This window comes from Bacteroidales bacterium (genome assembly GCA_035342335.1).
In the GTDB taxonomy this organism is placed as follows: Bacteria; Bacteroidota; Bacteroidia; order Bacteroidales; family JAGONC01; genus JAGONC01.
This window is the reverse complement of sequence record DAOQWY010000001.1, coordinates 150,643-163,947: the sequence shown is the minus strand read 5'-3', so window position 1 is coordinate 163,947 and position 13,305 is coordinate 150,643. Positions and strand designations below refer to the sequence as shown.

General features: G+C 50.1%; 12 protein-coding genes. 2 read left to right on the top strand and 10 right to left on the bottom strand.

The features are described from left to right. Positions 1-63: 63 nt before the first annotated feature. The 9 genes from PKI34_00700 to PKI34_00660 all read right to left on the bottom strand — a co-directional run bounded on the left by PKI34_00700 (position 64) and on the right by PKI34_00660 (position 8,884). The gene (locus tag PKI34_00700; GenBank protein HNS16323.1) at positions 64-813 is read right to left on the bottom strand and encodes an electron transfer flavoprotein subunit beta/FixA family protein; all 750 of its coding nucleotides are present in this window, start codon (positions 811-813) and stop codon (positions 64-66) included. A 42-nt stretch (positions 814-855) separates the two neighbouring features. After that, a complete protein-coding gene (locus PKI34_00695) occupies positions 856-1,233 on the bottom strand; it encodes a four helix bundle protein (protein HNS16322.1) in 378 nt (125 codons plus the stop codon). 41 nt (positions 1,234-1,274) lie between these two features. Then, on the bottom strand, positions 1,275-2,417 hold the full coding sequence (locus PKI34_00690; protein HNS16321.1) for an acyl-CoA dehydrogenase family protein: 1,143 nt from the start codon (positions 2,415-2,417) through the stop codon (positions 1,275-1,277). A 146-nt stretch (positions 2,418-2,563) separates the two neighbouring features. Continuing rightward, positions 2,564-3,343, bottom strand: coding sequence for an alpha/beta hydrolase (locus PKI34_00685; protein ID HNS16320.1), 780 nt, complete (start codon positions 3,341-3,343; stop codon positions 2,564-2,566). A gap of 158 nt (positions 3,344-3,501) precedes the next feature. Continuing rightward, positions 3,502-4,449 (bottom strand): nitronate monooxygenase, encoded by a 948-nt coding sequence (locus PKI34_00680; GenBank protein ID HNS16319.1) that lies wholly within the window; start codon positions 4,447-4,449, stop codon positions 3,502-3,504. Then, the gene (locus tag PKI34_00675; GenBank protein HNS16318.1) at positions 4,430-4,711 is read right to left on the bottom strand and encodes a DUF4342 domain-containing protein; all 282 of its coding nucleotides are present in this window, start codon (positions 4,709-4,711) and stop codon (positions 4,430-4,432) included. Before PKI34_00675 ends, PKI34_00680 begins: the two co-directional genes overlap by 20 nt. Before the next feature lie 166 nt (positions 4,712-4,877). Then, the gene (locus PKI34_00670; GenBank protein HNS16317.1) at positions 4,878-6,125 is read right to left on the bottom strand and encodes a beta-ketoacyl synthase N-terminal-like domain-containing protein; all 1,248 of its coding nucleotides are present in this window, start codon (positions 6,123-6,125) and stop codon (positions 4,878-4,880) included. 503 nt (positions 6,126-6,628) lie between these two features. Next, a complete protein-coding gene (locus PKI34_00665; protein HNS16316.1) occupies positions 6,629-7,966 on the bottom strand; it encodes a 3-hydroxyacyl-CoA dehydrogenase family protein in 1,338 nt (445 codons plus the stop codon). Positions 7,967-8,116: 150 nt separating this feature from the next. After that, complete coding sequence (locus PKI34_00660) at positions 8,117-8,884, bottom strand: enoyl-CoA hydratase-related protein (protein ID HNS16315.1); 768 nt, start codon at positions 8,882-8,884, stop codon at positions 8,117-8,119. 111 nt (positions 8,885-8,995) lie between these two features. Here PKI34_00660 and PKI34_00655 point away from each other — a divergent pair, with 111 nt between their 5' ends. Next, positions 8,996-9,796 (top strand): MBL fold metallo-hydrolase, encoded by an 801-nt coding sequence (locus PKI34_00655; protein HNS16314.1) that lies wholly within the window; start codon positions 8,996-8,998, stop codon positions 9,794-9,796. Between the two features lie 57 nt (positions 9,797-9,853). Here the strand turns inward: PKI34_00655 and PKI34_00650 are convergent, their stop codons facing one another. Continuing rightward, positions 9,854-11,398, bottom strand: coding sequence for a glycine--tRNA ligase (locus PKI34_00650; protein HNS16313.1), 1,545 nt, complete (start codon positions 11,396-11,398; stop codon positions 9,854-9,856). Between the two features lie 113 nt (positions 11,399-11,511). Here PKI34_00650 and lysS point away from each other — a divergent pair, with 113 nt between their 5' ends. Continuing rightward, positions 11,512-13,023, top strand: a complete 1,512-nt coding sequence (lysS, locus tag PKI34_00645) for a lysine--tRNA ligase (protein ID HNS16312.1) — start codon at positions 11,512-11,514, stop codon at positions 13,021-13,023. Positions 13,024-13,305 lie beyond the last annotated feature (282 nt).

Sequence of the window (13,305 nt, the reverse complement as noted above, 5' to 3'; positions counted from 1 at the left end):
TTTTCAATTTTCGTTATATTATTTCTCCTCTCTCCTCTCTCCTCTCTCCTTTCTCCTCTCATTTCAGATGACCTTCGCTTCCGTGTGCAATAACTGCACAAGCTCCCGTGCATTGTCTTCCGTGACCATTTTGCATTTTGCCTTTGCCGGTGGCAGTTCGTAGCTGAGATGTTCGACCAGGACCTCGGAGGGAACAGGTTCCGCCACGCGCAGCGGCTTGGTGCGGGCCATCATGATGCCCCGCATGGAGGGGATCCGCGGCTCAAAGGCAATCCCTTTCTGCACAATGGCAACAAAGGGAGCCCCGACCAGAAGCAACTCCTTCCCGCCATCAATCTCGCGCCTGACCTTGAACTGACCATTTTCGACGGCGACGGAAGAAACAGACGACACGGAAGGAACGTTCAGGAATTCGGAGACCATGCCACCGACCATCGAATTATTGTAATCCGATGATTCGATCCCGCACAGGATCAGGTCATATCCTTCGTTTCGCACGGCTTCCGCTATCTGGCGGGCCACATCGTAAGCATCCGCCGGGCTGCAATTCACCCTGATCGCATCATCAGCCCCGATCGCCAGGGCTTTCCGGATGGTTGGCTCTGCTTCGGCAGTGCCAACCGTAATGACCGTCACCTTTTCAATACCGCTACCCGGTTCTTCCTTTAACTGCAACGCCCTGGTCAACGCCAGCTCGTCCCAGGGATTAATGATCCACTGCACGCCCGTCGCATCCAGTGCTGTGTTTCCATCCCTGAACCTGATCTTCGTGGTGGTGTCAGGGACGTTGCTCATGCAAATTAAAATTTTCATGGTTCTATTGTTCTATTGTTCTATTGTTCTATTGTTCTATTGTTAAATGGTCAGCTTCTCGTTAGTATATTTTATCAATTGGTTAATCTCAAGATGAATTTTCTTTAGTTCTTCGAGTATTTGATTATAGATATCTTCAGAAATAAGATTTCTGGCTTTTGACTTTTCATTCCAATCATAAGATTCTTTTAAAGAACCTATTGCTATACGATAGTGTTTAATTTTATCCTTTTTCGAATATCTACCAAAACCCTCAGCAATATTTGCCGATATTGAATCTATTGCTCTAGTAAACTGTTTACCAACCGTATCCCGCGAAAAATAATCCCAAAGTATTACTTTCTCCCAGACTTTATTACTTAATATAAATGCTCTCTTGTAAGCATCAATATCATTAAGCTTCAGATATTTCTTCTCCATCACAACCCAACAATTGAACAATAGAACAATTGAACAATGTATTATCCTTTGACCAACGCCCTCGCGATCACGATCTTCTGAATCTCAGAGGTACCCTCGTAGATCTGCGTGACCTTCGCGTCGCGCATCAGCCTCTCCACGTGATATTCCTTCACATACCCGTAGCCGCCGTGGATCTGGACCGCCTCGGTGGTGACCTCCATGGCGATGTCGGCCGCATACTGCTTGGCCATGGAGCTGGCCATGCCATACGGCTGACCGTGGTCTTTCAGCCAGGCAGCCTTATGGACCAGGTTACGGGCATTTTCCACCTTCACGGCCATGTCGGCCAGCTTGAAGGCGATGGCCTGATGCTCAATGAGCAACTTACCGAACGCCTTCCGTTCCTGGGCATATCGCAGGGAGCGCTCCAGGGCGCCCGCAGCGATCCCGGTCGCCTGAGCAGCGATCCCGATGCGCCCCACTTCCAGCATCTTCATGGCAAACTTGAATCCGAAGCCATCCTCACCGATCCGGTTCTCTTTGGGAACTTTCACGTCGGTGAACATTACAGAATGCGTGTCGGAACTGCGCATACCCATTTTATCTTCATGGGGACCGAGTGAGATCCCTGGAGTGTCTTTATCGATGATGAAGGCATTGATGCCCCTGTGCGCCAGCTCAGGGTAGGTCTGCGCGACAGTGATGTACACCGAGCCGCTGTCGGCGCTGGAGATCCAGTTCTTCGTACCGTTCACCAGGTAATGATCACCTTTTTCCTCGGCCAGGGTCTTCTGGCGTGAAGCATCCGAGCCTGCTTCCGGTTCGGATAAAAGGAATGCACCGATCTTTTCACCGGATGCCAAAGCTGGAAGATACTTCTCCTTCTGCTCAGCAGTGCCGAACTTTTCAATGCCTCCGCAAGCCAGTGAATTATGCACAGCCAGCAAAACCCCCACCGAAGCATCGATTTTCGAAAATTCCTCGATGGCCAGGCAGTAGGCAATGGAATCCATCCCTATGCCGCCGAAAGCCGGGTCGACCATCATGCCAAAAAAACCAAGCTCCCGCAGGTTCTTCACATGTTCAAAGGGAAACTCTGCCCTGGTATCACGCTCAATCACATCCTTGATCAGCTCCCGCTCGGCGTAGTCTCTTGCCGCTTTTCGGATCATCAATTGCTCTTCGGTAAAGGCAAAGTCCATGAAAATGAAGGTTGAATGGGCAAATTTAGGAAAAAGGATGAAACGAGGAAAATTTTTATTGTCTGCAAGCTACAAGCTTTTTGGTGCTGTTTGTAAGTTATAGCTGACTGCTGACCGCTGACCGCTGACTGCCGACTGCTGACCGGCTACTGGCTACTTACCAACCTCCCAATAAACTCAACCATCCTCTCCAGCACGAACTCCTCCGCCTGTTGATGGGGAATGTGTCCGCAGTCGGGGATGATCTCCGCTTCAAACGGTGCTTGTATTCTTTTGGAGATGGCCCACATCTGTTCTTCTGTTCCATATTCGTCGAGTCGTCCCTGCAGGAATAATACAGGTGCTTTGATGGATGAAAGACAGGATTCAATATTCCAGTCCCGCATGCGTTCATCGGTCCAGATGTCTGCCCAACCATGAAACATAGAGTCAGTTTTCTCACCATGGTATTTCTGGAGCCGTTCTTTCAGGTCACCGGACTGATAGGCCCGGATGGCAGCTTTAAGGCTCTGGGCTGAGACCTCCTCTAATTTAACGTGTGGCGCTTCCAGGATCAGTGCTTTCACACGGTCGGGGAATCTGGATGCGTATAAAAGTGCGATGGAGCCACCATCGCTGTGGCCAACAAGGATCAAAGGCTTGTGGATGTTCAGCTTGTCAAGCAACTCCGGCAGTACCTCAAAGGCCTCATGAAACAGGAAATCCGGCTGCCGTGGTTCCTGAAGGCCATCGGAATCGCCATAGCCGTAACGGTCATATACAAAGCCTGTCAGGCAGGTGGCCTTGCAAAGGTTTTCGGGAAAGTCCTTCCATTTTTTAATGCACCCCAGCCCTTCATGCAAGAAGACCAATATTGGCGACCATACCGTTTCCCGGATGATCCTGTAATTCAACGTATGTCTCTGGACCTGAATCTTACGATGCATCGCTCTCTCCGTGCTCTCCGTGTATCCTCCGTGTTCTCCGTGGTCACCTCACTGGCATATAACCCAAACCACTCCGATTGGTATCGGTACTGGACTCATATTCCGGTGCAATACCCCTCCCCCGTCGGGGGTAGGGTACATTGAATGTATCCAGTAGATTAAAAACCTTCCTCTGCCAGCTCCCTCTTCGCTTCGTGGAATTCCCGTATGATCTCCTCCACGATCGCTCCTGCCGGTTTGATCTGATCGATCTGTGCCGATGCCTGTCCAATCTCCAGCTCACCTTCCTCCGTATCCCCTTCAAACATTCCCCGCCTGGCCCGTCCGTGACCAAGGAGTTCCATCATTTCTTCCCTGGATGCTCCCCTTCGTTCCAGCTCTTCCACTTTCCTGAAGAACTCGTTTTTAATCAGCCGGACCGGGATGATACTTTTCAGTGTCAGTTTGGTATCCCCGTCGGCAGCCTCCACAATCTTCTGTTTGAACGCTGGATGGGCGGCGGATTCAACCGATGCTGCAAACCGGGTTCCGATCTGCACACCTTCCGCACCGAGCGCGAAAGCGGCCAGCATGGCGCGGCCCGAGGCGATGCCGCCCGCTGCAATGAGCGGCAGCGAAACGGATTTCCTGATCAGCGGTATCAGTGCCATGGTCGTGGTCTCCTCGATGCCGTTATGCCCGCCGGCCTCAAAGCCTTCGGCAACAATGGCATCCACACCGGCCTCTGCGCATTTCAAGGCAAACTTCTGATTGGCAATGACGTGAGCAACCTTTATTCCGTGCTCTTTGAATAAAGAAGTGTATTTTTTGGGATTGCCTGCCGACGTAAATACGATCCTGACCCCCTCTTCGATCACGATGCCCACCATCTCATCTACCCGGGAATAGATGAGCGGAAGGTTGACCCCGAAAGGATGGCGTGTCTGTTCCTTCGCACTGCGGATATGCGTCCTGAAAACATCCGGATCCATGGATCCCCCGCCGATCAATCCGAGTCCTCCGGCGGCGCTCACGGCCGAGGCCAGTTTCCAGCCGCTGCACCAGATCATCCCTCCCTGGATGATGGGGTACCGTATCCCAAACAATTCAGTTACCCGGTTGTTCATCCTTTTTCGCTTCAGGTTCCTCTTCGGTCTTATACACTTCGATGGTGTAATCGACAGCCAGGGCAGCAACGGCACCAACGGCCGCCAGGATGGGAACCAGAACGGCACCGATCACTCCGAAGGTCAGCGGAAACTCCAGGATGGTCTTGCCGTCATCGTTTTTAATGACGATACGGCGTATGTTCCCTTCGTGAATGATATCTTTGACTTTATCAAGAAGCTCCTGACCTTTTACTTTAAATTCCTCTTTGAATTCAGACATAAATTCGTGGGTATTAATGGTTCTTCGTTGTCAAATTGTTAAATTGTCAAATTGCTTTTCGTCGTTTGTTTTTCGCTGCTTACTGTTCGATTGTTCTATTGTTCTATTGCTGACTGCTGACTGCCGACCGCTGACTGCTGACCGCCGACCGCTGACCGCTGACTGGCTACTCCCCTCGCTTATACACGATCGCCACCACCGTCACATCATCCCCGCCCATATTCATGGTCATACCGTAAGGCCGGTCCTTTGGTATTTCGATCTGTGCAGCACCCGCATTTCCCGTAAGCTGTTCCCAAATGGTCACGGCCTGGTGCACGCCTGTTCCGCCTGTTGGATGGCCCCAGCCGATCAGGCCACCGGTGGTGTTGACGGGAATCTTTCCGTTCCGTGCGGTAAAGCCGGCGGCAATGAAATCAGCTCCTCCGCCAGGTTTTGCGAAACCAAGGGCTTCAATGGATAAAACTCCCGCAATGCTGAAACAGTCGTGCAGTTCGATCGTTGCCAGTTCGTTGATGGTTATGCCTGCCGATTCCAGTGCCTGAGCCGCTGCTTTTTTTATGGTTGTCAGTTCGGTGAGGTCAGGCGGATCATTCGTCAGATTCCGTTCCGCCTGCGCCCAGCCTACGATCTCAACAGTCTGGTTTTTAGGTATGCCGACCCGTTTCAGGCCTTCCTCCGAAAGAATGGCAATGGCAGAAGCCGCATCAGAAACTTTCGAGCAATCCAACACATTAAGATGATCAAGAAAAGTTTCGCCGTTAAGTTTCATCTTGTGGTACAGTGCCTCCAGATCTTCCACTTTATTTTCGTATTCCTGTGCGGTAGGGCAAAGCCGTGCATTTTCGATGGCATTCCGGAACCAGCGGCCCATTCCTTTCCGTGCTGTTTCCATTCCGTATTTGGCATAGTAAGCTCCTGCCCGGTCGCTGAACTGCCCGGGAAAAAAGTAGGCATGCCCGTTTTTCCGTTTCTGAAACCAGCCTGCCCCGGCAAGAATATCCGCAACGTAGATGGCTTTATAGGTGTTCTGGACTTCAACGCCCACGGTCAGCACCACCTCGGCTGTTTCAGCCAGTATGGAACGAACACCTGCCATCAGGGCCAGGGCTCCGGAGGCGCAGGCGCCTTCGGTACGGGTACAGGGTTTGTATTGCAGGCCTTCATCGATCATGGGTATCATACCTGCCAGGTGTCCCTGTTTGTTGAACCGGGCTGCCATGAAGTTACCGATCGTTCCCTCATCTACATTCCGCGCACCTCCTATCTGAAGTAACGTTCCCTGTCCGGCTTCCCGGATGTAGTGCTCAATCCCCGGGCGGGGTTTTCTGGGATTGAATTCGCTTCGGCCAGTGCCCAGCGCGATCGTGTTATACCCGGCAGCCATGTAGACTTTTCTTCTGAGCTTTTGCATGATAAAATAGTTATTTGTGGTCATATGCTCGGCCCTTCGGGCCTCGCGTCATTCATATTTTGATTTCCTATTGATTTGATGTAATTATTGAGTTTTACTCCAATTGTTTTTATTTCATTTTCTATTTTATTATAGTCCTCTTGATCAATCAATTTCCGTAAATAGGCCTTTTTCAACCACGTATTTGTTTCATATAAAGATCCTCTTGAATAATAAACAAATCTTCTTGAATCGTTATAAAAGTACCTGCCAAATCCTTCGCTAATATTCGCTGCCACAGAATCTACCGACCTGATGATCTGGATTCCAATGGTATTTTTATCAAACCAGTCCTATTTCTTCACAACCTGATATATCTTCTCCCCCAATATAAGCGATCTCTGATATACCTCCAGCTCCTCAACACCTTTACCCATAATGACGATTAATGACTATGAATGACTAAATATGACAATTCGGTTCATAATCGTTAATACGTGACATAACCAAATTGTGACCCTAAATCATTCAAAAAATGCATTAATAGGCCCGTAAGCGTGAAAAAAACCTGTCAGGAGAACTGTATTGACATCCTCCTTGCTGAAGGCCACGTTGCTGGCGACCAGCTTCTGACCGATTTCGTTTGATTTCTGGCCGTAGTTCACTGCCAGCTTTGCTCCCGGCGCATCCGATTTCTTCAGGTCATTGAAAAAAGCAGCCAGCTTTTCATCCTTGTTCTTCAACTTGACGGCAGTTTTCCAGTTGATCACTGAGGATGGCAGCGCACCAAGCTTTTCATCGCATTTACCAACGAATTCCGCCAGTGGAACATACTCTTTCTTGCCCGGATCAAAAATGCCGGCAGGTTTACCCTTTTCGTATTTCAAAAATCCATTTTTCTGCGATCCATCGGCAAACTGTCCACCCCTGACACCCATTTCCATCATTTGATCCAACAGGTCGCTGTGAAGATCTTCATCGGGCAGAAATGGATTCATCACCTTCATGATGAACTGGGTAACATCAATGCCCACATAATCAACCAGTTGAAAAATACCCATCGGTCTGACCAGATAATCCTGGGTGATCTTATTGATCATGTAGACCGCTTCAACGAACGGCATTTCCCTGTTCAATTTCTCCACCTCATGAATGCCGTGAAGGGCATCCCGCATGAAATGGCCATTACCGATGAAGCCTGCAAAGTCGTTGGAGGGAACCACCACTTTTTTCAGGTTCCCGGCAAAATCCAGCGCAAACGATTTGGCTTCAGGGATCGTTTTATCCGTAACAATCAGCTCAACAAGCTTCTGAACGGCGGGAGGATTATAAAAATGAAAACCCAGGATCCGTCCGCCAAGCCCGGCCCCCTCATCCAATAAATGGATGGGAACGGAAGAGGTGTTGGTGAAGAACCAGGGCTTGTTAGGATTATTCTGATCGATCTGTTTGAAAAGCTTGATCTTCAATTCCCTGTTTTCATTCACCGCTTCAAAGATCAGGTGAGAGTCATAGGCTGCCTCCACACGGGTCACACGCCTGACGATGCTGAGCGTATCGCGAACATACTGATCAAGGATCTCACCGTTCTCGATAAGATCAGGCCTGTCGGCGTATGCTTTGCGCAGCCAGACCATCTTTTTCTCGGCGATTTTCAGGACCTGTGCGGAAAGATAATCTTTCAGCCCTGCCAGGGCTTCCTGGGTTACATCGATCGCATTCAGGGCAAAAGGTCTACCTTTGTTTTCGGGCTTCAGGCTGAGGTCCATCATCTCAACGACGGTCAGCAACAAGATGCCGCTGCCCATTTTGCCGGCAGCTCCCAGGATGGATACGTTTTGTAATCGTTCGTCGTAGGTCATAGAATGAGGGTTATTGGTGGTTATTAATGGTTATTTATGGTGATTTATTCGGTGCTTCGCACCTCACGTCATTTATGGTCATTCGTTGCAATAAAATAAAGGACTATGAATGACTATTGTATGACTATGAATGACTACTTAATGACTCTTTTACCACTCCGGCTTGCGCTTCTCCAGAAACGCCCGCATCCCCTCTTCCCCTTCTGCCTTGAACTGAGTGCTGAAATATTCCGACTCAAGTTCGCAGCCCGTGATGAAATCCTGCTGGATGCCGGTCCGGGTCACATATTTGACTTTCCTGATCGCTTCCGGTCCCTTTGACAGGATCGTATGGGCGATCTTCAGGGCCTCTTCCATCAGGTGTTCAGGTTCCACGACCTTCTGAACAAGGCCCATCCGGAGCGCTTCTTCTGCGCCGATCCGTTCGGCTGTCATCAGAAGATAAAGTGCATTACCCAGTCCGATCAGCCGTGGCAGTCGCTGCGTACCGCCATAGCCGGGAATCATGCCCAGATTGACTTCCGGTTGTCCGAATTTGGCGTTGGTACTGGCAATACGGATGTCACAGCCCAACGTCAGCTCCAGACCGCCACCGAGTGCAAAGCCGTTGATGGCAGCAATCACCGGGATCTCCATCGAAAAGAAACGGCGAAAGATACGCTGGCCCAGCTGCGAAAAGGCCTTTCCCTCTTCCGGGGTCATATTGACCATTTCTGATATATCGGCACCGGCTGCAAAGGCTTTCCCTTCCCCGGTCAGGATCATGATCCTGACGGATTTATCCACCGAAAGGCGATCCATCACATCGTCCATCTCATGGAAAAAGCTTGAATTCAGCGCATTCAATGTCTCAGGCCGGTTATTGGTCACGATAGCAATACCATCGTCTATCTGGACCTTTAAATTTTTATATTCTATGGGATTCCCTTTCTTTTTTACTCCTCACAAAGATAAAGAATCGTCCGGATTGACAAAAATTCTAACTTCAAATGCTGACTTTGCAGATGGAATGCCACGAAATTAACTATTTTGGTCGAAATTTTCTTTCCCGCAATGAAGTGCGTGTCCATCAATACCGGATTCCTGAATATTCCCCTGGCCGACATGTTCGTTACCAGCCCGGACGTTACTCCCGGTACATGGTTGCCGGAGACCGATCCTGTGACATGTCCCATCCGGTCACTGCTGATCAGGGCAGGAGCACGTAATATACTGATCGATACCGGCGTGGGAACGCTCATCGGCCGGGAAATTCTGGATTCTTATGATTATCGTTCAGAAGGCGACTGGAAATTCTTGCTTGAGCCGTATGATCTTTCTCCTTCCGACATCACCGATGTAATCCTGACGCATCTTCATTTCGACCATTGCGGAGGTAGTGTGCGGTTGCTTCCCGGTTCATCCAGTCCGAAAGAAGCGGCTCTGACCTTCCCGAGGGCGACCCACTGGGTCAGCCGGGTGCAGTGGGACTGGGCCCAAAACACAGTGGACCGGGAGCCGGATTCATTCTTTGAACATACGTTCCTGCCTATGAAGGAATCGGGAAAGCTGAGGCTTGTGGATAAGGAATCCGAGATCATTGCAGGGATCACCGTCCGGATCTTTCATGGCCACACCCGCGGCCTGATGATTCCCATAATATCCTCAGGGAATGAGACGATCGTTTTTGCAGGTGACCTGATACCAACCTCCGTTCATCTTGATCCTGACATTGGAATGTCGTATGATCTTGATCCGGAACTGGTACGGGAGGAAAAGAAGGGATTCCTCGCGGAAATTAAATCACACGATTGGAAGCTCTTGTTTCAGCATGAATTAGTTTCGAAATGAGAGAGGAGAAAGGAGAAAGGAGAAAGGAGAAATAATTTCTCATCTATCTCTCATCTCTCATTTCTCCTCTCTCCTATCTCCTTTCAAAAAAAGCTTCTTCCTGACGATATCTTCCACCTTTTCAACCGGTATCCGATCCTGAAGCATGGTATCTCTCTCGCGGATGGTAACCGTATTGTCCTGCAGCGTCTGATGGTCGATGGTGATGCAGTAGGGGGTGCCGATGGCGTCCTGGCGGCGGTACCTCCGGCCGATGGTATCTTTTTCTTCGTAGAAGCACATGAACTCGCCTTTCAGTCCATCCATGATCTCGCGGGCCTTGTCGGGCAATCCGTCCTTCTTTATCAGTGGCAAAACGGCTACTTTGATCGGGGCGAGGAAGGGCGGCAGTGCAAGCACCACACGCTCCGAGCCGTCGTCGAGCACCTCTTCTTTATAGGCATTGCTCAACACTGCCAGGAATGTCCGGTCGAGGCCAATGGATGTTTCGATCACATAAGGGATATATCCTTCGTTGCGCTCGGTGTCAAAATACTGCATCTTCTTGCCGGAGAATTTCTCATGCGAGCCCAGGTCAAAATCGGTTCGGGAGTGGATCCCTTCGATCTCCTTGAATCCGATGGGGAATTCAAACTCGATGTCGGCGGCGGCATTGGCATAGTGGGCCAGCTTCTCATGGTTATGGAACCGGTACTTTGATGCCGGGATCCCCATGCCCAGGTGCCAGTTCATGCGCTCCTGTTTCCAGTATTCGTACCACTGCATTTCCTCGCCGGGCCTGACGAAGAACTGCATCTCCATCTGCTCGAATTCGCGCATGCGGAACAGGAACTGCCTGGCCACGATCTCATTGCGGAACGCTTTCCCCACCTGGGCGATCCCAAACGGGATCTTCATGCGCCCTGTCTTCTGGACGTTCAGGAAGTTGACGAAAATACCCTGGGCCGTTTCCGGCCGCAGGTAGATCTCATTGGTCTCGTCACTAACCGAACCCAGTCTGGTGGAGAACATCAGGTTGAACTGGCGCACTTCCGTCCAGTTTTTAGTACCTGAAACAGGGCAGGCGATCTCCAGGTCTTCGATCAGTTTCTTCATGTCAGCCAGATCGTTCCGGTCCATGGCTGAATAAAGCCGTTTGGCGATGGCATCCCGTTTTTCCTGGTACTCGATCACGCGGGGGTAGGTGGTGATAAACTTTTCCTTATCGAAGGACTCACTAAAGCGGGCAGTTGCTTTTTCCACCTCTTTATCGATCTTTTGCTCGATCTTCGCCATGTAATCTTCCACGAGTACATCTGCACGGTAACGCTTCTTGGAGTCTTTGTTGTCGATCATTGGGTCGCTGAACGCGTCCACATGTCCCGATGCTTTCCATACGGTCGGATGCATGAAGATGGCCGCATCCAGCCCCACGATGTTTTCGTGGTACTGAACCATCGCCTTCCACCAGTAATCCTTGATGTTGTTCTTCAGTTCAACACCGTACTGGCCGTAATCATACACGGCACCCAGCCCGTCGTAGATCTCGCTCGACGGGAACACGAACCCATACTCCTTGGCATGGGCGATGATCTTGCGGAAAAGTTCTTCGTTGTTTGCCATGGACGCAAAAATAGTGAAATTCCATTAACGATTACCCAGATAGAGGTGGAAGTAGAAGGAGAATGAGAAGTTTCAAAGGATATTCAGTACTTTTGTGGAAAATATTTAAAAGCATGCCTGAAGAACTCAAAGAACAGGAGATCATCCGAAGGAACTCGCTGAAAGAGCTCATACAGCTCGGTATCGATCCGTATCCTGCGGAAGGTTTTGAGGTCAATGTCACCACACAGGAAATCCTTCAACATTTTCCCGGGGATCAGTCGTTGTACCAGGATGTCAGCCTGGCAGGGCGGATCATGAGCCGCCGGATCATGGGAGCTGCTTCATTTGGAGAGATTCAGGATGCCACGGGCAGGATACAGTTCTACATTCGGCGCGATGACGTCTGTCCGGGTGAAGATAAAACGCTGTACAATACCGTCTTTAAACGTCTGCTCGACATTGGGGACATCATCGGCATCAAGGGATTTGTTTTTGTTACCCATATGGGCGAGATCACCATCCACGTCCGTGAAATGAAGGTGCTCGCCAAATCGCTCCGGCCGTTGCCCATCGTGAAAGAAAAGGATGCCCAGGTATTCGATGCCTTCACCGATCCCGAACAGCGCTACCGCCAGCGCTACCTTGACCTGATCGTGAACCCGCATGTAAAGGAGACCTTCATGAAACGTACACGGCTGGTGGATTCGATGAGGAACTTCCTGAATGAAAAAGGCTACCTGGAGGTGGAAACCCCCATCCTGCAGCCCCTCTACGGTGGTGCCGCCGCCCGTCCCTTCCTGACCCATCACAACTCGCTGGATATGAAGCTGTATCTCCGAATCGCCGACGAGCTTTACCTGAAGCGGCTGATCGTGGGTGGCTACGACGGTGTCTATGAATTCTCGAAAGATTTCCGCAACGAAGGAATGGATCGCTTTCACAATCCCGAGTTCACCCAGATGGAACTCTATGTCGCTTACAAAGATTACCAGTGGATGATGGAACTGGTGGAGGAGATGGTGGAACGCATCGCCGTGGAAACCAACAACACCACCACGGTCACGTATGGTGATCACATCATTGATTTCAAACGCCCCTGGAAGAGATACACCATGTATGAGGTCATTAAAAAGTACACCGGAGAAGATATTTCAGGGATGGATGAGGCGGCCCTGACGGCTTTGTCAAAGAAGCTCGGTATCGAAACCGATGCCTCCATGGGAAAAGGAAAGCTGATCGATGCCATCTTCAGTGAAACGTGCGAGCCCAACCTGATACAACCGACCTTCATCATGGACTACCCCGTGGAAATGTCGCCCCTGGCAAAAAAGCACCGCTCGCAGGAGGGACTTGTCGAGCGTTTCGAAGCCATTTGCAACGGCAAGGAGATCTGCAACGCCTTCTCCGAGCTGAACGATCCCCTTGATCAGCGGGTCCGCTTTGAGGCCCAGAAAGAACTGGCCAGGAGAGGAGATGAAGAATACATGGTGCTCGATGAGGACTTTCTCCGCGCACTTGAGTTCGGAATGCCTCCGACGGCAGGACTCGGTATCGGCATCGACCGCCTGGCGATGATCATGACCAACTCGCCTTCCATCCAGGATGTGATCTTTTTTCCGCAAATGCGGCCTGAAAATCGATAAATCTGCCGTTATGACATGTTTATTTAAATCCTTCGACCTTTTTATGCCATAATGGCGTAGTAATCATCCTTTTCTCTTTCATTTTTCTATCGGTATAAAATTTGACTATAATGGGATTGGTAATTTGAAAGTCATTTATGGTCATTCATGGTCATACAATAAGTTAGTCATAGTTATTCATGGTCATTCATGGTCATTTATTGTCTTGCAACGAATGACCACGAATGACGCGAGGCACGAAGTGCCGAGCATATAACCACGAATGACGCGAGGCACGAAGTG